Raw genomic sequence first — 21,563 nt, forward strand, 5'->3', positions numbered from 1 at the left:
GATATCAAGGATAACTGAGCGGCGTCTTCTCATTGCCGGACCGCGACTTGTCTGCTGTGCAACTGTGGCTCGCAAAAAGTACGATCGTCCTATATGCTGCCACGGGATCGACACTGAGGTGATGGATGAGCAAAGGCCGACTGACCCGTGAGACTATCTTGCAGCAAGGTTTCGAGCAGGCGAGCCAGCAGGGGTTGGAGAGTCTCACCATCGGCTCCCTCGCCAGCCGGTGCGAGATGTCCAAGAGCGGCCTGTTCGCCCACTTCCAGTCCAGAGACAACTTGCAGATAGCCGTGCTCGAATACGCAGGCCAGGTGTTTCGGGACAGAGTGATCCAGCCGGTGCGCCAGCGGGCATATCCGGATCAGCAGGCTAAATTACGGGCGCTGCTGGAAGCCTGGCTCGCCTGGAATCAGAATTTCGCCGGACGCTGCATGTTTCTCGATGCCTGGACCTCGGCCCAGGAGGGAGAGGTGCAGCAAGCCGCTCGCCAGCTGGTGCGCTTCTGGCTCGACTATCTCGCCCGTCAGGTTGCCGCAGGCCAGGCCCTGGGCGAATGGCGAGCCGAGATGGATCCCTGGCGCGCCGTCTACCGGCTCTACGGCCTCTATCTGGGCGATCAGGTGTTCGATGCCCTGGCCCTGAGCGACGATCCCGGGCACCATTTCTGGCCCGAGGTAGAGGCGCTGTTCATCAGTTGGCGCCCAAGCTGATCGCCCTGGTGGATTGGCTGTTTTCAGCCGCTGTTTTTTAAAACCGATTAAAAAGCACGACCGTACTCAAAATAACACACCCAGCCGCCTCACACCGGCGCACCACAGGAGTGACCGCCCATGAGCAGCAAGATCTACTTCAATACCCGCCGTTTCAGCCCGGGCAAGTGGCTGCTGGGTCTCGGCACCCGCCTGCATCATGGCCTGGCCCCCGCCCACGCCAAACGCACCGCCAGCAAACTGCTGCTGACCCCGAGCCGCGCCCAGCGCGACACCGATCTCCCCGCAGGTCTGGTGCGCCAGGCCGTGCACACCAGCGAGGGGCAGCTGATGAGCTATCGCCTCGGTCAAGGCCCGGTCTGGCTGTTGATGCATGGCTGGTCCGGCAGCGCCAGCCAGCTCTACCCGCTGATGGAACACATTGCGGCCCGGGGGTTCACCGCCATCGCCTACGATCACCCAGCCCACGGCCATAGCGAGGGGAAAACCGGTCATCTGCCCCGCTTCGTGCGCGCCCTGGATGAGTTGATCGAACGGCTTGGCCCCATCGCCGGCGTGATGGCCCACAGCATGGGAGGCGCCGTGGCCCTCTCCAGCCGCCACCCTCGCCTGCAGACCTGCCCCCTGCTGCTGGTCGCTCCCGTCATCGACTATGTGCCCCAGCTCTACGCCATGGTGGCGCGATCCGGTTATTCGATGCGGCTGTTCGATGCCGTGGTCAAAGAGATAGAGCAGGAGTATCAACACCCCTTGAGCGAGGTGGACCCCCTGGCTGCCCTGACCAGGCGCAGCGGCCCGGCCCTCATCGTCCACGACGAGGGGGACAGGTTCGCCCCCCATCAAGACTCCCTGCGTGCCAGCCAGAATGGCCGCACCCGGCTCATCTCCACCCAAGGCCTGGGTCATGGCCGCATACTGACCAGCCCGCCCCTGTTTGCCGCCTTCGTCGAACTCAGCCAATCGCCGGCCTGACCTCGCGACCCGCCAAGAAGAGAGGGGAGCCATGGCCCCCCTCCCTTCTTGGTCAACCTGCCTGAACTCAATAGACCAGCGTGGGGGCGTAGAAGAAGGGCTCGATGGTCGGAGTCAGGCCCCGGCATGCGGGGCGCAGGGCATCGGCACGGGCCAGCAACCAGTCGGTGCGGTGGCGATAGCCCAGACTCATGGTCTGCCGGGGGTCGAAACAGACACTGATGATGTTGCGCGAGCCCAGCACCCAGCGCCCGGGCATGGCCGCCACCCAAGCGGCAGCCTCCCGGCCCTGCACCCGGTTCTCCTCATGGTAGGAGTAGTGCCAAAGCGGCTGACGGGCGAACAGCAGATGCTGCTCCTTGAAGCCCACCAGCAGCAGCTGATCTCCCTGGGGCACCTCTTGCGCCGCCTTGACCATGATCTCCTCCGGGGTGCGCACCTCGTTGAGCCGCATCGCTATCTGGGTGGAATAGAGCAGCCAGCCGAAGGCCAATGAGCCGAGGATCCCTAGCAGCGGGGCCCGGTGCAATATGCCATTGATCACCAGCAGACCGAGACCCAGGATCAGCAGCGGCAACCAGGGATCATCCCCAAGCTCGGCCGCCTTGGCGGCCAGCCTGGCATTGAACATCAGTGCCAGAGCAGCGCCGATCCCCACCAGAGCGAGCAGCCAGCCCAACCCCTTGAGCAGCCGTGCCGGCCAGACCCGGTCAAGCAGCTGGCCCAGCCAGGGCGCCGCCAGCAGCGCCAGCACCGGGGTGCCCGGCGTGATGTAGACGCCGCGCTTGCCCGGTGACAGGGAGAAGAACAGCAGCATCAAGAGCAGATAGCCGAGCAGCAGTATCACCCGCCTGTCACCATCATTTCGAATGGCACGAACCCAGCGGACCGCGAGCCAGGGTAGCAGCAGGGAGACCGGCAGCCAGAAGGGGGGGATGACGGCGGTGAAGTAGTACCAGAGGGGTTTGACGTGATGCCAGGCGTTGGCATAGCGGGTCACCGTCTGATGCAGCAGGATGTTGTCACGATAGGCTTGCAGCACGGCATCACCGCTCGATGCCACCGCCAGCACCATGGGCAGCAGCCAGAGGCCAATCGCCCCCAGCATCACCAAGGGGCCAAGCAGCCCCTTGCACCAGGCGGCGCGACTGGCTTGACACAACGGCGCCCTGTGCGTCCAGATAGCCGGGATCAACACCAGTACCGCCAAGATGCCAACCCCCTTGGTGATGATGCCAAGACCCGCGGCAAACCAGCCGAGGTAGTACCAGCGCCAGCCGCCGCCCGCGAGCAGGAAGCGCAGGAAGCCATAGAGCCCCAGGGTGATGAAGAAACTCACCAGGGCATCGATTTGCGCCGTCTTGGCCTGCAGGGTGAACTGGACGGTAAAGAGCAGCAGTACCCCCGCCAGGAAGCCCACCTGAGCATTCCACAGCCGACGACCGAGATCCCAGGTCAGCACCAGGGTACCGAGTCCCGCCAGCAGGGAAGGCAGCAAGAAAGCCACCTTGAGTGAGCCTGTCAGCAGATAACCGAGGGCAATACCCCACATGAACAGGGGCGGCTTGTCGGGATAAATCTCGCCGCCACGCATGGGAAACAGCCAGCGGCCGCTCTCGACCATCTCCTTGGCCACCAGGGCGAAACGGGGCTCGTCGGCGGGCCAGGGGTCGCGCAAGCCGATCCCCGCAGCCAGTATGACCAGGGCCAGCAGCATCAGCCAACCCAGAGTCTGGCGCGGTGATGCCTCCAGTAAAAATCGATCACTTATCATGGCAGCCCCTTGTCATCACCGATCCCCCCTGTCCCGGCGCCAGCCACGATGTTTCACATCCAGATAGAGGCTGTAGAGCGCGGTGAAGGCGGGAAACAGATTCTGCAACACACCGACCGAGTCTTGCTTGGGGGAGAAAATGAAATAACTGAGCGTCATCAGGCTGCCGAGTATGCTCATGTACCAGAACAGCCGCGGGATCACCGGCTTGCCTGCCCGCCTGGACGCGATGAACTGCGCCAGCCAGCGCCCGCCAAACATCAAGGCCCCCGCATAACCGATGAGCTTCCAGCCGGTGACATGCAGCCCGGTCCATATCAGCCAGTCAATTTGGGTCTCCAGCATCATCAATCCAGCTGCTCCCTGACTTGGACTACCTTGGCCCTGCGCAGCAACCAGCAGACCCCGATCACATCCACAAGCCCGACCCAGAGCCGGTTCCAGACCCCGTATTTGGACGTTCCGGCCTGACGTGGCCTGTGGTTGACCGGGTAAGAGGCCATCTTGCCGCCATAGGCCTGGATCAGCGCCGGAATGTAGCGATGCATGTGGTTGAAGCAGGGCAGCGCCAGGTAGCATTCCCGCTTGAGCGCCTTGAGGCCACAGCCGGTATCGGGGATGCCATCGCGCAGCAAAAGATCACGAAAGCTGTTTGCCACTCTGGAGGAGAGTCGCTTGACCCAGTCATCCCGCCGGTTGACCCTGTGACCAATCAGACCCACCAGCGCCGGATCCGCCTCATTGCGCCCCATCAATTCATGCAACAGGCCGGGGATGTCGGCCGGATCGTTCTGGCCATCCCCATCCAGTATCACCAGCCAGTCGCCACGGCCATGGCGCACCCCGCTCAGGACGGCAAAACTTTGGCCCACCCCCTGCTCATGGCGCAGCACTCTGAGCCTTGGAAAATCCTGCTTTATCCGGGTCAGAATGGCAACGCTGTCATCGGTGCTGCCGTCATCCACACAGATGAGTTCGTACTCGAACTGTCCATCCATGGCCTGGCGGATCTCGCCGATCAGGGGTTTCAGGTTGTCCCGCTCGTTCTGTGCCGGTATGACGATGGAGACGCTGATATGCGCTGCTTGCATTGATGGGGCCTCAATTGATTTCACAACTCGCGTTACATTAACCCACAGCAAGGCTGAACCTGGGCTGGATTTACCCTGACTTTACACATGGGCTTAACTATTTTTATTAATAATGTTATAGACTTGTAGTCAAGTTACTGCCCAGCGTCCCTGACGGAAATGACGCAGCTATGACATCTTATCTACCCTTGGCCGGGCGCTGGCAGAACCCATGTCACAGGATGGAACCCGACCGGCGGCTCTTGCTTTGAGCGCCACAGAACAACCTTGAATAGTTCCAAAGGCATCCGCTATGGCCAAACCTAACACAGCCCTGCTGTTAACCGGTGGTGGTGCTCGCGCCGCCTATCAAGTTGGCGCCCTCAAAGCTATCGCCGAACTCTACCCCCGCAATCAGGGGATCCCTTTCCCCATTTTATGCGGCACCTCGGCCGGTGCCCTCAACGCCACAGCCCTCGCCTGCCATGCCTCATGCTTTCACCTGGGAGTGCGTAAACTGGAGTGGGTCTGGCGCCGTTTCGAGACGCGCCACATCTTCGATTTTCACCCGGGGCGCCTGCTCTGGCGTCTGCTCTACGAGGGGTCGGCGGGCCTGATCCATCCAGACCCAAATCGCGCCTTCAACCTGTTCGACAATAGTCCACTGCGCAAGCTGCTCGAGCAGCTCATCGACTACCACCGCATCGATGACAATATCCTCTACGGCAGTCTGGAGGCCTTGGCCATCACCGCATCGGATTATGAGAGCGGCCTTAGCACCACCTTCTTTCAGGGACGTTCTCAGCATCACCCCTGGGAGCGGGAACGCAGGCGCGGCATCCGTACCCTGATCACCTCAGATCATCTGATCGCCTCCAGTGCCCTGCCCTTCGTGTTCCCCGCCACCCGTATCGGCGACAAATTCTATGGCGATGGCTCCATTCATCAGCTCAGTCCCCTGAGCCCGGCTATCCATCTGGGGGCAGAGCGGATCCTGGCCATTGCCCTGGCGCCGCCTCCCCAACATAACCCGACTCAATACCGGGAGCGGCTGACCAGCTCCCACATCGCCAGCCACCTGCTCGACACCGTGTTCACCGACACCCTCAATTCGGATCTGGAGCGCCTGGGCCGCATCAACCTCACCCTGTCGCTCATTCCAGAGCGGGACAGAGCAAGGCTAAAACTCAAGGAGGTGGAAGCCTGCGTGCTCAAACCAAGCCAGGATCTCGACGTGTTGGCGCTCCCTTTTCTGCCCCAGCTGCCAACCGAGATGCGCCGCCTGCTGCGGGTGTTGGGTGTCAAGGGCGATGAGACCAGCAGCCTGGCCAGTTTTCTGATGTTCGTCCCCGGCTACTGCCAACAGCTCATCGCCCTGGGTTATCAAGACACCCTGGACGACAGATCCCGTGTCGCTCGCTTCCTCGATATCCAGAGCCCGGCCAGCGTCTCGCAAGTCACCGCAGTCCAACCCGCCAGATAGCGGCCAGGGCTATGTTCTTGCCGCTATCTGGCGGCCTCCCACAAGCCCGGCCTGCACTAGCGCCCCTCCAGCAGCCGTTGCTCTGCCTGCTCGATGGCGGCACTCGTGCCAAACAGCACCAGGGTATCCCCCGCCCCCAGCAGCAGCTCGGCCCTGGGCTCCAGCACATCGCCCCCACGCTGCACCTCCTTGATGTGCACAGCCTCCAGGGCGAGATCCTGCACCTTGTGGCCTATGGCCCAGGCCTGCTCGCTCAGCACGAGCGGGTGCAGCCGCTCCAGGCCCTGATCCGTCTCCAGATCCGGGGCACTCTGCCCCCCCCAGTAAAAGCCATGCAGGAAGGAGTACTGGCTGTTGCGCTCCTTCTCCATGCGCCGGATCACCCGGCCTATGGGCACGTCACAGTGCAGCAACAGGTGGGACACCAGCATCAGGGTCCCCTCCTGGGATTCCGGCACCACTTCGTGAGCCCCGGCCTGCTTGTACTGCTCCAACAGGCGGTCATCCTGGGTGCGCACCACTATCTTGACCCCCTCTGCCAAACCGGGGATCAGGGAGAGCATGGCGCCGATCCGCTTGGCATCGTCGAAAGTGATGATCACCAGACGGGCCCGTTGCAGGCCCGCGGCCAGCAAGATCTCGCGTCTGCTGGCATCACCAAAGGCCACCTGCTCCCCCGCCAGCTTGGCCTCATTCACCCGCTCGGGATCCAGATCCAGTGCCAGGAAGGGGATCCCCTCCAGCTTGAGAAAGCGGGCACAGGTCTGACCGGCCCGACCGAAGCCCGCGATGATGACGTGACCACTCTTGCTCAGGCCCGACTGGGCCACTTCTGATTGGGAAAGCAGGGAAGATCGCGTCAGCCAGCGCGCCAGATCCTGGGAGCGCCCCACCAGCCAAGGGGTGATGGCAATAGAGATAACGCCAATACCGATCAACAGGGAGACGATATCCTGACCAAGCAAGCCGTGGCTGAGCGCCAGGGCCAGCAGCACGAAGCCAAACTCGCCAACCTGACTCAGCATGATGCCCGCCGCCATGGCATCGCGTTTTCGCTCCCCCATCAAGCGCCCCGCCAGCAGAACCAATAGCGATTTGAACAGCACCAGCAGCACCACAATGCCCACCACCTGCCACCAATGGCGCGCTACCTGCTGCCACTCCATGGCCATGCCGATGGTGATGAAGAAGAGCCCCATCAAGACATCGCGAAACGGCTTGATGTCCACCTCCAGCTGGTGACGATAGTGGGACTCCCCCAACATCATCCCCGCCAGGAAAGCCCCCAGGGCCATGGAGAGCCCCATCCACTGAGTGAGAGAAGCCGCAAGCAGCGCGACCAGCAGGGCGCTCAGTACGAACAACTCGTCGGAGCGGGCCCGGGCAACCTCATGAAACAGGGAGGGCAACCACCACTTGCCCACCGCCAACAGGCCGAGCAGGACCAGCAAGCCCTTGAGTGAGGCCCAGGCGACCGCAACCAGCAGGGCATCGCCCTGGGCTTCGGGCTCGGCCAATATGGGGATCATCACCAGCAGGGGCACCACGGCCAAGTCCTGAAACAGCAGGACGCTGACCCCAAGCTGGGCACGACGGGTATGCAGCTGCTTCTGCTCCCCAAGCTGTTTGATCACCACCGCAGTCGAGGAGAGGCTGAGGGTGCCCGCCACCACCAGTGCCTGGGGCAGGGTCAGCCCCCACCACCAGCCAATCCAGCAAAACAGCGCCGTGGTCAGGATCACCTGCAGCCCCCCGACCCCGACCACCAGGCTGCGCATGGCAATGAGCTTGGAGAGGGAGAATTCGAGGCCGAGAGAGAACATCAGGAAGACCACCCCAAGTTCCCCCAGGGTGTGCATCATGGCTTGCTCAGTGACCCACGCCAGACCATAGGGGCCGAGCAGCACGCCGGCGATCAGGTAAGCGAGGATCGCCGGCAGGCCCAAGCGCCGGAAAACCGCCACCAGCAACACGGCGGCAAACAGCAACGTCAAAAATTCCGTATACAATTTTTCCTCCTATTTTATCGACTTAAGTCTAGCCAGCCGGGGTTGCCCCTATAGGACATATTTTGGGCGCGGATCTTGCAGTATTTGGCACCATGGTGGGCCTGGGTGCCGCTTGGGAAGGAAATAGAGTGGATAATTCAACATCGTGGAGAGGGGCAAACGCCTCTGTCGGTTATGACGCAGCGCAGTGGATCCGCCAACTGGATCACCTGACGCCCGTGATAAGTCAGCCAGCTCATGGCTTGCTCGAGCGCTTGCTCGGCCAGCAGACGCTGAGCGAGCTGCTGGCAATCTTTGCCCGCACGGCGGCAAGGATTGTCCGCATCCACAGCCTCTGCCTGGAGGGCACCCACCACCACAGCCTGATCCAGTGTCTGCCCCAGGATCAGATCAGCCTGCACAGCTACCAGTTTCCGCTCAAGGATGGCCAGGGTCTCTGCCTGGGACAGCTCCATTATCAGCTGATCCAGACCCCCAGCCAGCAGCAGACTGCTGAGTTGCAGGCCTGTCACCGCCAGTTCGAGCTGGCGCTGCCCCTCTACCTGCGCCTGGCCAATCTGGAACAACAGGTGCGTCTCGATCATCTGACCGGGCTTGGCAACCGGGCCTATTTCGATGAAGCCCTCGGCCGCGCCGTCGAGCAGCACAGCCGGGATCCTCATGGCTTGGTGTTGGTACTGCTGGATCTCGATCGCTTCAAGCAAGTCAATGACACCTGGGGCCACCCGGTCGGTGACCTGGTGCTCAGCCGCTTCGCCCAACTGCTGCAGCAGTGCATCCGCGCCACGGATCAGGCGTTTCGGATCGGGGGGGATGAGTTCGCCTTGCTGCTGCAACCGGCCGATGCCGAGGCCTGGCGACCAGTCTGGCTGCGGCTGCAACAGATGCTCCGCAGCCACCAGGAGCTCGTCAGCTTCGAGGTCGGCTGCTCCCTTGGCGCCGCTAACTGGCTGCCGGGCATGGACGTCTACACCCTGTACGAGACCGCGGATAGCCACCTCTACTCCCGCAAGAAAGCGGAAGGCGCTGGCTAAGCAGTCATGCCTGTCTGCATCCAGGGATAGCCAAGCCATGAGCTTGCGCTGTTTAACAAATCCGGGGCGGCCAATGGCCGCCCCGGATTTTTTATGGCAAGGGCTCGGCATCGTCCGGCGAGTCCAGCCTCTGCCAGGCCAGCCCCAGGCCACCGGTCCGGGCAAAGCCCTCGCAGATGAAGAGATCCAGGGCCGCCGCGGGCGCCTCGCCATAGAAGAGAATGGGGATTCGACCTCGCTGCCAGGAGGGCACCCCGTACTCCTGCCACAATTTCTTGAGGCGACGGCTCCCCCCTCGCCCCTGCGGGGTGAGGGTCTGGCCAGGGGCCACCGAGAAACGAATGGAGAGCGGCTCATCCGCCCCGGGCAGCCTCAATGTCCCCTCGGCGCCGATGCGCAACTGCACGCTGCCAAGCCGGTCCGGCAATGTCACCCAGCGACCAGGAACCAGGGGGATCTGCTCGGTCAGCGGCGCCAGATCCGGGCGCACCAGATAGAGCAGGCCCTGATAACGACGGCAACTCACCCGACCCCAATTGAGTTGAGGATTGGCATCCGGACGGGCCAACACCAGTTCGTCCCACAACCGGGCCAGCTGATCCCGGGCCGGCATCTCGCCACCCTGGCGCCGGATCCAGTGGCGCAACAGGTTATTGCGCCTGGCCGGGCTCAACTCATGGAGCGGGGCGATGCGCAGCGCCTCCCCCTCTCCCGCCAACCGCCAATCCTCGGCCGCCAGCTCTTCGAGCAGCGCCTGCTGTTCCGCACAGAGGGCCATGCTGCGGGCCGCCGTCTGGGCGATGGCCGGCCAGCGGGCCCTGAGCCCGGGGATCACCCGCTGGCGCAGGAAGTTGCGATCGTAACTCACGTCCACATTGCTCTCATCTTCCACCCAGCTCAGCCCCGCCTCGCCGGCCGCCTCGGCCAGCTCCTCGCGGCCAGTGGTCAGCAAGGGGCGCAACAACCATCCCTGACCAAATGGCTGGCTCGGCACAATGCCGGACAAGCCCCGTGGGCCGGCGCCACGCTTGAGGGCCAGCAAGAGGGTCTCCAGCTGATCGTCCTGATGATGCGCCGTGAGCAACCAGCCCCCAGGCGCCAGCGCCGTGCTCAGCTGGTCATAGCGAGCGGTGCGGGCCTGCGCCTCCAGGCTCTCGCCATTGCCCCGGTTCAGCGCTACCCGCGCCACCTGCAGCGGCACGCCGAGCTGCCGACAGAATGCGGCGCACTGCTCGGCCCAGGCATCGGCATTGGGGCTGAGCCCATGGTGCACGTGCAGAGCACGCAGGGGCAGCTGCCGCTCGCGGGCGAAACGCTCGGCCAGCAAGAGCAGCAGGGTGGAGTCGAGACCACCGCTGTAAGCCACCAATAAGGAGCTGGAACTTGTTGGCGTCGGCAGGGTCTGACAGACACGTGAATAGAGTTGAGAAATCATAGGCTTCCCCGGAATAGACGGGCCGATCTTAGCAGATGCGGACTTATCAAGCTGTAACCGGACTGCTAGAGTGAGACTCGCCTGCTCGCACCCTGAGCAAGGAAGCAAATAACTCGAATTGGAACAAGTACAATGCACAACAAGAAAAGCATACTGGCCGGGTTGATAGGCTTGGCCCTGCTGGCCGGTTGTAGCCAGGGACCTGCCCAGGATCAGGCCCACTCAGGGCTGACCTTGGCCAACATGGATACCCGCATCAAGCCCGGCGACGATTTTTTCCGCTATGCCAACGGCCACTGGCTCGCCAGCGCCAAGATCCCCGATGACAGACCCGCAGATGGTGCCTTCTATACCCTGCGCGACAAGTCCCTTGCCGATGTTCGCACCCTGATTGAGGCGCTGCCCAAGGATGCGCCCCAGGGCTCTGAAGCCCAGCAGATCCGCGATTTCTACGCCAGCTATCTGGATAAAGCTGGCCGTGATGGCAAGGGCATGAGCCCGCTTCGCCCCCTGCTCGCCGAGCTGGATCAGGTGACGGATAGCCGCACCCTGGCCCAGGCCCTGGCGCGAACCGGCAAGGTGGGCGGTGGTGCCCCCTTCGGCTTCTGGATTGGACCCGATGCCAAGGCGCCGACCCAGTACAGCGTCAACATAGGCCAGTCCGGTCTCGGCCTGCCAGACCGGGACTACTACCTCAAGAGTGATGACGCCAGTGTGCGCCTGCGCCAGCAGTACCAGCAGCATATCGCTGGCATGCTGACCCGGGCCGGTGAAACCGATGCCGAGGCCAAAGCCAAACAGATAGTGGCGCTGGAAACCGCCATCGCCCGCATCCAGTGGGACAAGGTCGCCCTGCGTGATCGGGAGAAGAGCTACAACAAAGTTGCCAGCGGCGATCTCAGCCGCCTCGCCCCCCATATCGACTGGCAGAGCTATCTCGAGGAGGCGGGCATTGCCGCCCAGCCGACCCTGATCCTGGGCCAGCCCAGCTACCTGCAAGCCCTGGACAAGCTGATGGTGCAGACTCCCGCAGCCCAGTGGCGCGACTACCTGAAATGGCAGCTCATCAGCGACTATGCCCCCTATCTCGACAGCGACACCGACCAGGCCAACTTCGCCTTCTTCGGCACCGTCCTGAGCGGCACTCCCAAGCAGCGTGCGGCCTGGGAGCGAGCATTGGCGGTACTCGATGCCCACCTGGGCGAGGCCGTCGGCAAACGCTATGTGGCGCAATATTTCCCCCCCGAGGCCAAGGCCCGCATGGAGCAACTGGTCGAAAACCTGCGCATCGCCTACGGCCAGAGCATAGATACCCTCGACTGGATGTCACCGGCCACCAAGGCCCAGGCCAAGGAGAAGCTCGCCAAGTTCAGACCCAAGATCGGCTACCCGGACAAGTGGCGGGACTACAGTGCCATCCAGGTCAACGCGGATGATCTGGTCGGCAACCTGCTGCGCGCCCAGGCCTTCGAGTATCAGGAGAGTCTCTCCCGGCTCGGCACCCCGGTCGACAAGGATCGCTGGTACATGTCGCCCCAGACGGTGAACGCCTACTACAACCCCAGCAACAACGAAATCGTGTTCCCGGCGGCCATCCTGCAGCCCCCCTTCTTCGATCTGAACGCCGATGATGCGGTCAACTATGGCGCCATCGGCGGCGTCATCGGCCACGAGATGGGTCATGGTTTCGATGATCAGGGCGCCAAGTCCGATGGGGACGGCGTGTTGCGTGACTGGTGGACGCCGACCGATCTCAAGGAGTTCAGGTTCCGCACCAGCCGGTTGGTCGCCCAATACAACCGCTTCGAACCCATAGCGGGTCAGTTCGTCAACGGTCAGTTCACCCTGGGGGAGAACATTGGCGATCTGGGCGGCCTCACCATTGCCCACAAGGCCTACCTGTTGTCACTCGCTGGCAAGGAGGCCCCGGTGCTCGACGGCTTCACCGGCGAACAGCGCTTCTTCCTCGGCTGGGCCCAGGTGTGGAAGGGCAAATATCGCCCCGAGCTGATGCAGATGTTGCTCAGTTCGGATCCCCACTCCCCGCCCGAATACAGGGTCAATGGCGTGGTGCCCAATATTCCCGCCTTCTACGAGGCGTTCAAGATAGACCAGGGCGACAAGCTCTATCTGGACCCGGCCAAACGGGTCAAGATCTGGTGATCGCCGCCTCGTAGAGGCAGATGACAGGCGCCGGGCACAGATGCCCGGCCCACTGGTTTCAATCCGTGACAGGCAACCCTGTTTGCCAGTCACCGCAGTAACAAGGGTCAAATCGATGAAAACCTTGCTCATGACACTCGGCCTGCTCAGCCTGCCACTGACCGGCCAGGCGGCGGATGGTTTCTTCAAACAGCTGACGCTGCCCTCCGGTCAGGTGATCACAGTCAGCGAGGGGCGCGGTGAACCCGCCTCCACCGGCAGCTACGGCGTGCGCCTCTACACCGGAGCCAACCCCCAATTTCCCCTCGACCAGTTCATCGATGGCAAGATCTTGCCCCGCGATGGCAGCATCAAGGAGCTGACACTGCAGGATCTCAACGGTGACAAGCAGCCCGAACTCATCGTCATCATCGAGAGCGCTGGCAGCGGCAGCTATCTCAGTGCCAGTGCCTTCATCATCGATCCCCAGCAGGGGCTCGACAGCTTCAACCACGTGGAGGGGCTGGCGCCAAACGATGATGTGATCCAGGCACTCAAGACCCCTAGGGATTAATGGACAGTGAAGCCGACAGCCTGCCATGCAGGCTGTCGCTTTGCTTGCGACAGACAGTGAGATGCGCTGTTCGCCACACTCATCACCAGGGGGTCACGCCCTCTGGTTCGCCGATGGACGCTTGTTTTTTTCTGTGCTTATAATCGCCTCACTGTGCCATGACAAAACACAAGGAGGTAAAAAATGGTAATCCCAACGTGTCCGATGTTCTCGGCTCGTCTGTTCGACACTTTCCCCAGCTCTTGCCTGCATAAGATCGCGCTGCGATAGCGGGTTCGAGCAAAGCCGACTCCCTTCTTGACCGAGACCTTTCTCGACCATTGTCGCCAGCGCTCCTGATGACAGGGATCTCCGATCCCGCATTTTAGAGAGCAACAGCATGACAACATTGATGAGTACCCACTCCCTGCAGATGAGCGCAGGTCACCTTCCCCTGTTCGACAATATCGACCTCAGCATCCAGAGCGGTGACCGCATCGGCCTCATCGGCGCCAACGGCAGCGGCAAGAGCACCCTGCTCGCCCTGCTGGCTGGCCAGATCCAGCCCCATGATGGACGCGTGCAACAGGCCGCCCCCTGCCGCTGCGAGTTTGTGGCGCAGCATTTACCCACTGCGTTGCAAGGGCTCAGCACCCGCGCCGTGCTGGAGCAAGCCGTGGCAGGGGATCCCGCCCTCGGCTGGCAGGTGGACAAGATGCTCGATGAGCTGCAACTCGCCGAGCAGGCCGACTTGCCGGTCACTACCCTGAGCGGCGGCCAGCACAGCCGCCTGCAGATAGGGCGCGCCCTGCTGCGCCAACCCAATCTGCTGCTGCTCGATGAGCCAAGCAACCACCTGGACTTGCCCGCCCTGCTCTGGCTGGAGCGCTTCTTGTCGAGCTGGCGCGGCGCCTTCGTGCTGGTCTCCCACGATGGCCGCCTGCTAGATCGGGTGACCCAGCACACTCTGATCCTGCGGGACAGGCGCATCTACCGCTTCGCCCAGCCTTGCAGCCAGGCCAGGGCGGCGCTGGTGGAAGAGGACGACAATGCTCGCCTGCGCCGGATGGATGAACAAAAAGAGATAGACCGCCTGAGTGCCAGCAGCAAACGCCTCACCATCTGGGGGCGGGAACATGACAGCGAGAAGCTGATACGCCAGGCCAAGTCCATGGAGAAACGCATCGTGAAGCTGCAGGAGGAGCAGAGCCTGGTCGGCGCCGGCGCCCCCTGGCGACTCGAACTGCACGGACTGGGGCTGCCCGCCGATGCCCTGTTGCGGCTGGAAGCCCTCGACGTGCGCCCGGCGCCACAGTTGCCGCCCCTGCTGCGCGCCGAGGATCTCTGGTTGAAATCCGGTGACAGGGTCGCCCTGCTCGGTGCCAATGGCACGGGGAAATCCTCCCTGCTGCGCCAGTGCTGGGCCGAGATAGGTGAACAGCGCCAGGCAGAGGGCTGGTACCGCCACCCCGCAGCCAGCATCGCCTACTACGATCAATCCCTGCAGCAGCTCGATGACGGGGCCACCCTGAGCGACGCCCTCTACGCCCTGGCGCCGCGACCGGCGGTAACCCTGCGCCAGGCCCTGATCCGGGCAGGCTTCCCCTACACCCGTCACGGCCAGCGGGTCTTGAGCCTGAGTGGTGGCGAGCGGGCCAGACTGCTGTTCCTCGCCCTCTCCCTGGCGAGTCACCACCTGCTCTGGCTCGATGAACCCACCAACCATCTGGATCTGGAGGGCAAGGAGGAGCTGGCCGAGGCACTGACCGGCTTTGCCGGTGGCGTCTTGCTGGTCTCCCACGACCGGGATCTGATCGAGCGCAGTTGCAACCGCTTCTGGGTGATCAAGGGGGGACGCATTGTCGAGGCCCACAGTGCCGAGCGAGCCTATGCCGAGCTGCTCGGCCATGAACTGGCAGGCCCATCAAGCAGTCCGATCCCCACGGCCCTCTCTCAGCCCCAGGCCACGGCAGAGGAGGATGACGAGGCCATGCTGGCACGCTGGTACGAACTGGACAGCTTGCTGGCGGCCGATCTCGCCCGCAAGCCCAGGCATCAGACCCCGCGGCTGCAACAGCACTGGCGCGACGAGCTATCCCTGCTCACCGAGCGGCTTGGCCTCTGAGCGCGGCCGCCAATCATGATGACAAAGCCCCGCATTGCGGGGCTTTGACTGGGTCGCGTCGGCGCCTTGTGACAGCGGTTACTCGATAACGGAGCAGCTGCCCCCCTCGGCCGTGCCCTGGTGCTGACGACACCTGCGCCGCCACAGGGCGAAGAGCCCATAACCCAGGGTCAGCAGCAGGGCATAGATCCCCTCGGCGGCCAGGGCGACCATGACGGCCGCACAGAGCAGGGCACTCATACCCGCCAACCACTTGCCGCCGCCTGCCAACAGGCGCCAGCCCGCCGCCATGCAGAGCAGATAGACCAGTACAAAGTTGCCGTTGGCGTAGCGGATCAGGGTATCGAGGGGCAGCCGCCACCAGAGGATCAGGGTGATGGAGGCGACACAGATACCGAGCACCAGACAGAGCGCTCGCACCGGAGCCCCCCGCGTCGACAGGGTTGCCAGGGAAGCAGGCAGCTTGCCCTCACGCGCCATGCTCCAGATGAGCCGTGCAAACCCCTGTAGATAGATGTTGATGCTGGCAAAGCAGGAGAGATAGCCGAGGATCGCCACCAGCCACTTGGCGGTCGGCCCGAACAAGAGCGCCAGCAGGGTAGGAATAGCGGTGGCATTGGTCGCCTCGTCGCCATAGAGGCCGTACTTGAGCACGACCAGGGAGTGGATCCCGTAGATGAGCCCCGCCAGCAGCACGCCACCAAGCAGGGCAAGGGGATAGTCGCGCCCCGGGTTTTTGAACTCCTCCCCCATGTGGGCGAAGGCTTCCAGACCGACGAAGCACCAGAACATCACCGCCAGCGCCGTGGCCATGGCGGGCCATTCAGCTGCCGTCGGCAGAGGCTGAGCGGCATCACGCCAGCCAATCTCGCCCTTGAGGGCGATAAGCAGGGTCAGCCCGACGATGGCCAGGGCAATGAGCAGTTGCAGATTACCCGAGGAGCGTGCGCCGCGCAGGCCGAGCAGCAAGACGCCGAGCAGGGTCAACAGCTGTATGGCCCACAGGGTCAGCTCACCAAGTTCGAACAGGGCATGCCAGAATCCCGCCGCTATGGTGAGGGCCGCGGGCAATCCCACCGGCAGCACCGCCAGAAACAGGAAGGCGGAGTAACGCTCTGCGCCGGCTCCAAAGGCCTTGCCGATAAGATGGGGCGCCCCGCCCGCATGGGGATAGCGGCGCCCGAGCCGGGCAAAGGTAAAGGCGATGGGCAGCACCAGCACGATGAGCAGCCCCCAGGCCCAGAGGGAGGCTCCCCCCGCCAGGGAGGCCGCGGCGGCAGGTACCACGAAAATCCCGGTACCAAGCAAGGAGGTCGCCAGCAACCCCATCCCCTGCCACAGTCCCAGATCCTTCTTTAAGCTCGACATTTTCCGTTGTCCGATGTGAAAATCGTCCACCATGTTAGGCCAATTCGGCCTCGCAGGTAAGTCATCAGACTGCCGCTTGGCAGCGGTGAAGTGACGGTTATCACCGCCATTTCGTCGGCCATAACCGGGGTGCGCAGGAAAGCAGCAGCAAAGAGGCAACGTGGACAAATACGACGACAAGATAGTGGCCCTGCTTTCGCAAGATGGTCGGCTCAGCATCAGCAAGCTGGCCGAGGCGGTGGCGCTGTCCCGCTCCGCGGTGAGCGAGCGGCTCAAGCGCCTGGAGGAGCGAGGCATCATCCTCGGCTATCGCGCCGTGCTGGCCGAGCCCCAGGGCCAGATCAGCGCCTTCTTCGAACTCAGCTTTCGCACCCCCCGCTGCGAGCAATATGGCGCCCGCATCGGCCAGATCCCCGAGGTGCGGCTCTGCTACAGCATCAGTGGCGACACCGACATGCTGGTGCAGGTCAGGGTGGCGAACATGACGCGGCTCGACGCCATTCGCCAACAGTTGGAGGCCCTGCCCCAGCTCAGCATGATAAAGACCCATACCATCTTGAGCGAGCTTGTCGATCGCACCCGTTGAGCCAGTTCAGGGATGCCCAGACAGCACCAAGCCGCCCGAGGGCGGCTTGGTGCTGATAACGCTGACTCAGAACAAGAGGGAGTAAAGGATGCCGGTCATGGCCAGCACGCCAATCAGGGTCACGAACAGGTTGCTGGGCTGGCCCGCAAACTTGCGCATGGCCGGTACCTTGGCAATGGCGTACATGGGCATCAGGAACAGCAGCATGGCGATGATGGGGCCCCCCAGGGATTCGATCATGCCGAGTATGCTGGGGTTCACCGTGGCCACGGCCCAGGTGGTCAGGATCATGAACAGGGCGGTGACCTTGTTGAGCCGCGTGCTGTCAATCGACTTGCCACGTTCACGCAGCATCTTGACCATCAGCCCATTGAAGCCCTCTTGCGCCCCCAGATAGTGACCCAGGAAAGACTTGCTGATGGCGACCATGGCGATCAGCGGCGCCAGGGTGGCAATCACGGGATTGTCGAAGTGGTTTGCCAGGTAGGAGAGGATGGAGATGTTCTGATCCTTGGCCGCCAGCAAATCACTTGGAGAGAGTGCCAGTACGCAGCTGAACACGAAGAACATCACGCTCACCACCATCATGATGTGGGCGCCCAGCAGGATGCGGTTGCACTTGCCATCGGCTCGCTCACCGTAGCGGCCCTTATTATCCACCGCAAACGACGAGATGATGGGCGAGTGGTTGAAGGAGAACACCATCACGGGAATGGCCAGCCACAGGGTCTTGACGAAGTCCCCATTGAGGGCGTCGGACAAGGCCGGCGCCTCGCTGATGATGGCACCATTCCAGTGCGGAACCAGGTAGAAGGCCAGCCCCATGAGGGCGATGACGAAGGGGAACACCAGTATGCTCATCGCCTTGACGATAAACTTGCCCCCCAGACGCACCACGGCCATCAGGGAGAGGATCAGCCCCAGGGCCAGCAGGGCGCGGGGTGGCGGCGTCATGCCGAGCTGATGGATCATCAGGCTCTCCACCGTGTTGGTGATGGCAACGGCGTACATCAGCAAGATGGGGTAGATGGCGAAGAAGTAGAGCAGCGTGATGAGCTTGCCCGCCATCTTGCCAAAATGCTCCTCGACCACCTCGGTGATGTCACCATCCCGGGTCGAGCCAGAGAGCACGAAGCGATTGAGGCCACGGTGAGCGAAGAAGGTGAGCGGCAACGCCAGCAGGGTCATGGCCAGCAGCGGCCAGAGTCCGCCGACCCCGGCATTGATGGGCAAAAACAGGGTACCGGCACCGATGGCCGTGCCATACAGGCCCAGCATCCACACCAGATCGGCCTTGTTCATGCCAGTGGCACGGGTGCCCTGGCGCGGCAGGCTGCCCTCTACTGCAACATTCATCTCGGACATGAGTCGTTCCTGTAGTTTGAGAATCGAATTTCTGGCTCACGGCAAGTGCCGTCTTGTTCCGACTCCCTGGAACCTTATGTCCACCCTGGATCTGGCTCGAACCGTGGCGCAACCCGGCAAGCATTACCAAATTGCAACAAGTGGGGCGATCAGGGGATTCACGTTGAACCATGCCACGGCGGCGTTCACACCCCGTTAACCCTGTATCGCGTTGATGGGGTCACTCTAAATTAAACATCCGGCCAAATCACAGGTAAATTTGAACAATTAAACAAAAGTTTGACTTAAATCGTGTTTGCCACGCTCTGAGTCACGCTTCCTTTCCACTCTGGTGAAGAGTCGTTAACAATTCCCGGGAGCCCGTTATCGACGCCTGCTCCCGATGCTGAAACAACCTGATCACACTCCTCCCTCCGGGACTCAAGTTGTGTGCCACCTTGCCCTGGCGTACCCTGTTCCTCACCGCTTTTTCCGTTGAATAACTATGGCCATCACCCGTACCGATCTCGCCGAACTGGCGGTGTTTGCCGCCGTCGCCCGCCACCAGAGCTTCAGCAAGGCCGCCCTCGAACTTGGCGTCTCAGCCTCCGCCCTGAGCCATAGCCTGAAGGGCTTGGAGCAGCGGCTGGGGGTCAGGCTGCTCAATCGCAGCACCCGCGCCGTGGTGCCGACCGATGCGGGCCAACGGCTGCTGGAGCAGCTGGTGCCGACCCTGACCCAGCTGGAAGAGGCGCTGGAGGAGCTGACCCGCCACAGCGAGGAGCCGGTCGGCAGGCTGAAGCTCTGTGCGCCACGGGGTGCCATCCATACCGTACTGGCACCTGTGCTGATCGATTATCTGGTGCGCTACCCGCGCATGCAGGTGGAGGTGGTGGAGCAGGAGCTGATGCCGCGCCTCATCGAGGATGGCTACGATGCCGCCATCTTCTATGGCGACCTGTTGCCCAAGGAGATGATTGCCGTACCGCTCGGCCCGCTGCAACGCTATCTGGTGGTGGCTTCCCCCGCCTATCTGGCCGAGCACGGCACGCCACAGCACCCTCGCGAACTGGCCCGTCACGCCTGCATCGGTTATCGACTGACCCCCTCCCACCACTACCGCTGGGCCTTTGCCGGGGAAGAGGGCAGCCTGCTGGAGATAGAGGTGACTGGCCCCCTGACCACCAGCACCCCCGCTCTTTATCTGGGAGCGGCCGAGGCGGGATTGGGGTTGGCCTACTGCCTGGAGGAGGAGGTGAGCCAGCAGCTCGCCGAGGGGAAACTGCTGAGCGTGCTGGAGCCCTGGTGCCCCAGCTTCACGGGCTTCTCACTCTTCTACCCCAGCCGCCATCAGTTGGGTCACGGCCTGCGCACCCTGATCGACCAGCTCAAGGAGCACTATCACCGCCATGATTGCTGAGTATTATTCAGTAATTCATCAAATATAAATCGGATTATCAATGTAAGTTTATCAATCTAGACTGTCTGCTCGATATTGGGCCTCCCCGAGAGAACAGATATGTCTGCCTACTTCACCCTGCGCCAACGGGTCATGACCCGCCGCTTCTGGGGCTATGCCCTCCCCTCCATCCTCGCCATGCTGGTCTCCGGTGCCTATTACCTGATCGATGGCATCTTCGTCGGCCACTATGTGGGGGCCGCCGGCCTCGCCGGTATCAATCTGGTCTACCCGGTCATCATGGTGCTGATCGGCCTCGCCGCCATGGTAGCCATGGGGGCGGCAACTGCCATCTCCTTCCAGCAAGGGGCGAGAAACCTCAAGCAGGCCCGTCAGAGCCTGGTCAATGCGCTCTGGCTAGTGGCAGGGCTTGGGGTCGCCGCCCCCCTGCTGCTGCACCATTGGCACATGGAGATCCTGCTGGCGCTGGGGATTGAGCAAGGCACCGCGACCTGGCAGCAGGCCAGCGACTATCTCACCTGGATTGGTGGCGGCACCCTGCTGCTGGCCAGCAACCTGGCGGTGCCCTACCTGCTGCGCAACGATGGCCGCCCCCGCCTCGCCATGATCCTGGTCAGCAGTGGCGCCATCCTCAACATCGCGCTCAACTATGTGATGGTGGGCCGACTGGGGCTGGGACTGGTGGGCACCGCCCAGGCGACGCTCATCTCAGAGGGTATCGTCAGCCTGCTGGGCCTCGGCTATTTCTTTAGCTCCCATGCCAGGCTGCGCCTCTCCTGGCGCGACCTCGTCCCCGAGTGGGTGGCCATGCCCGGATTGCTGTTCAGCGGCCTGCCGAGCCTCATCACCCAGTTCAACCTGGGGCTGCTGCTGCTGCTGCACAACAGCCAGCTGATGGTCTATGGCTCCATCAAGGATCTGGCCGGCTTCACCGTGGCCGGGTACACCGAGGCGGTGTTCATCGTCATCCTGCAGGGGTTGGCCTTCGGCATCCAGCCGCTGGTCAGCCAGGCGGCGGGGGCCAAGCGCCATCGGGATCTGAAGTTCCTGATGGAGATGGGGCTCAAGGTAACCTTGATCTACGGGGTGGCGGTCTGGCTGTTGATCCAGCTGCTGCCGCAACCGGTGGCCATGCTCTACACCGGTTCCCAGGATGCGGAGCTGATTGCCGCCGCCGTCAGCAGCCTGACCCTCAATCTTGCCGCCATTCCGCTGGAGGGGATCATCATGTTCGGCATAGTGCTGCTGCAATCCATGGCCCGCACCAGGCAGGCGCTGATCATCTCGACCGCCAAGACGGCGCTGCTGCTGCCGCTCATCTTCTGGCTGCCGCTCTGGTGGGGCCGCGACGGGGTGCTGCTGGCCCAGCCCATCACAGTGCTGCTGCTGAGCCTGCCCCTGTGCGGGCTGCTGTGGCGGGAGTGGTGCAAGCTGACCCCGGCCACGGAGCAGATGCAGCTCCAGTCCAGCCTGGGATAAACCGCTGTGACATAGGGACAGACCTTCTGCCATGGTCATTATCCCGACGCCGACAT

At 62.8% G+C, this 21,563-nt stretch carries 17 protein-coding genes; 10 read left to right on the forward strand and 7 right to left on the reverse strand.

Annotated features, from left to right (window positions below):
* Window positions 1-125 precede the first annotated feature (125 nt).
* Together BN1130_RS05235 and BN1130_RS05240 are read left to right on the forward strand one after the other, a co-directional pair.
* Window positions 126-713 (forward strand): TetR/AcrR family transcriptional regulator, encoded by a 588-nt coding sequence (locus tag BN1130_RS05235; protein ID WP_042040734.1) that lies wholly within the window; start codon window positions 126-128, stop codon window positions 711-713.
* 120 nt (window positions 714-833) lie between these two features.
* A complete protein-coding gene (locus BN1130_RS05240; RefSeq protein ID WP_042040735.1) occupies window positions 834-1,685 on the forward strand; it encodes an alpha/beta fold hydrolase in 852 nt (283 codons plus the stop codon).
* Window positions 1,686-1,752: 67 nt separating this feature from the next.
* Here BN1130_RS05240 and BN1130_RS05245 read toward each other — a convergent pair whose 3' ends face one another.
* Genes BN1130_RS05245 through BN1130_RS05255 form a run of 3 tightly spaced genes read right to left on the reverse strand, consistent with a single transcriptional unit; the run spans window position 1,753 to window position 4,550 of the window.
* Window positions 1,753-3,459, reverse strand: a complete 1,707-nt coding sequence (locus tag BN1130_RS05245) for an ArnT family glycosyltransferase (protein WP_042040736.1) — start codon at window positions 3,457-3,459, stop codon at window positions 1,753-1,755.
* A 15-nt stretch (window positions 3,460-3,474) separates the two neighbouring features.
* Window positions 3,475-3,807 (reverse strand): lipid-A-disaccharide synthase N-terminal domain-containing protein, encoded by a 333-nt coding sequence (locus BN1130_RS05250; protein WP_232301931.1) that lies wholly within the window; start codon window positions 3,805-3,807, stop codon window positions 3,475-3,477.
* Window positions 3,807-4,550, reverse strand: a complete 744-nt coding sequence (locus BN1130_RS05255) for a glycosyltransferase family 2 protein (RefSeq protein ID WP_042040738.1) — start codon at window positions 4,548-4,550, stop codon at window positions 3,807-3,809. The genes BN1130_RS05250 and BN1130_RS05255 overlap by 1 nt, the downstream gene beginning before the upstream one ends.
* A 292-nt stretch (window positions 4,551-4,842) precedes the next feature.
* Between BN1130_RS05255 and BN1130_RS05260 the strand changes: the two genes are divergently transcribed.
* Entirely contained in the window at window positions 4,843-6,012 is a 1,170-nt protein-coding gene (locus BN1130_RS05260) for a patatin-like phospholipase family protein (RefSeq protein WP_042040739.1), read from the forward strand.
* Window positions 6,013-6,068: 56 nt separating this feature from the next.
* Here the strand turns inward: BN1130_RS05260 and BN1130_RS05265 are convergent, their stop codons facing one another.
* Window positions 6,069-8,021, reverse strand: coding sequence for a monovalent cation:proton antiporter family protein (locus BN1130_RS05265; protein ID WP_042040740.1), 1,953 nt, complete (start codon window positions 8,019-8,021; stop codon window positions 6,069-6,071).
* A gap of 128 nt (window positions 8,022-8,149) precedes the next feature.
* Here BN1130_RS05265 and BN1130_RS05270 point away from each other — a divergent pair, with 128 nt between their 5' ends.
* The gene (locus BN1130_RS05270) at window positions 8,150-9,055 is read left to right on the forward strand and encodes a GGDEF domain-containing protein (protein ID WP_370736601.1); all 906 of its coding nucleotides are present in this window, start codon (window positions 8,150-8,152) and stop codon (window positions 9,053-9,055) included.
* A 91-nt stretch (window positions 9,056-9,146) separates the two neighbouring features.
* Here the strand turns inward: BN1130_RS05270 and tilS are convergent, their stop codons facing one another.
* On the reverse strand, window positions 9,147-10,490 hold the full coding sequence (gene tilS, locus BN1130_RS05275; RefSeq protein ID WP_042040741.1) for a tRNA lysidine(34) synthetase TilS: 1,344 nt from the start codon (window positions 10,488-10,490) through the stop codon (window positions 9,147-9,149).
* A gap of 132 nt (window positions 10,491-10,622) precedes the next feature.
* On the opposite strand from tilS, the gene BN1130_RS05280 reads away from it, so the two are divergent.
* The 3 genes from BN1130_RS05280 to BN1130_RS05290 all read left to right on the forward strand — a co-directional run bounded on the left by BN1130_RS05280 (window position 10,623) and on the right by BN1130_RS05290 (window position 15,310).
* Window positions 10,623-12,653: a M13 family metallopeptidase gene (locus BN1130_RS05280; RefSeq protein ID WP_042040742.1), complete on the forward strand. Its 2,031-nt coding sequence runs from the start codon at window positions 10,623-10,625 to the stop codon at window positions 12,651-12,653.
* Window positions 12,654-12,768: 115 nt separating this feature from the next.
* Window positions 12,769-13,206 carry a PliI family lysozyme inhibitor of I-type lysozyme gene (locus BN1130_RS05285; protein WP_042040743.1) on the forward strand — a complete coding sequence of 146 codons (438 nt, stop codon included), beginning with the start codon at window positions 12,769-12,771 and terminating at the stop codon, window positions 13,204-13,206.
* 379 nt (window positions 13,207-13,585) lie between these two features.
* The gene (locus tag BN1130_RS05290; RefSeq protein WP_042040744.1) at window positions 13,586-15,310 is read left to right on the forward strand and encodes an ABC-F family ATP-binding cassette domain-containing protein; all 1,725 of its coding nucleotides are present in this window, start codon (window positions 13,586-13,588) and stop codon (window positions 15,308-15,310) included.
* Between the two features lie 78 nt (window positions 15,311-15,388).
* Here BN1130_RS05290 and yjeH read toward each other — a convergent pair whose 3' ends face one another.
* Complete coding sequence (yjeH, locus tag BN1130_RS05295) at window positions 15,389-16,678, reverse strand: L-methionine/branched-chain amino acid transporter (RefSeq protein ID WP_042040745.1); 1,290 nt, start codon at window positions 16,676-16,678, stop codon at window positions 15,389-15,391.
* A gap of 160 nt (window positions 16,679-16,838) precedes the next feature.
* Here yjeH and BN1130_RS05300 point away from each other — a divergent pair, with 160 nt between their 5' ends.
* Window positions 16,839-17,264 carry an Lrp/AsnC family transcriptional regulator gene (locus BN1130_RS05300; protein ID WP_042040746.1) on the forward strand — a complete coding sequence of 142 codons (426 nt, stop codon included), beginning with the start codon at window positions 16,839-16,841 and terminating at the stop codon, window positions 17,262-17,264.
* 66 nt (window positions 17,265-17,330) lie between these two features.
* On the opposite strand, the gene BN1130_RS05305 is transcribed toward BN1130_RS05300, so the two are convergent.
* Window positions 17,331-18,629 (reverse strand): HAAAP family serine/threonine permease, encoded by a 1,299-nt coding sequence (locus BN1130_RS05305; RefSeq protein WP_052448198.1) that lies wholly within the window; start codon window positions 18,627-18,629, stop codon window positions 17,331-17,333.
* Window positions 18,630-19,113: 484 nt separating this feature from the next.
* Here BN1130_RS05305 and BN1130_RS05310 point away from each other — a divergent pair, with 484 nt between their 5' ends.
* Together BN1130_RS05310 and BN1130_RS05315 are read left to right on the forward strand one after the other, a co-directional pair.
* Entirely contained in the window at window positions 19,114-20,028 is a 915-nt protein-coding gene (locus BN1130_RS05310; protein ID WP_042040747.1) for a LysR substrate-binding domain-containing protein, read from the forward strand.
* Window positions 20,029-20,127: 99 nt separating this feature from the next.
* On the forward strand, window positions 20,128-21,507 hold the full coding sequence (locus BN1130_RS05315) for an MATE family efflux transporter (protein WP_042040748.1): 1,380 nt from the start codon (window positions 20,128-20,130) through the stop codon (window positions 21,505-21,507).
* Window positions 21,508-21,563: the final 56 nt, after the last annotated feature.

The sequence above is a fragment of the Aeromonas rivuli genome, from assembly GCF_000820045.1.
GTDB classification, from domain to species: Bacteria; Pseudomonadota; Gammaproteobacteria; order Enterobacterales; family Aeromonadaceae; genus Aeromonas; species Aeromonas rivuli.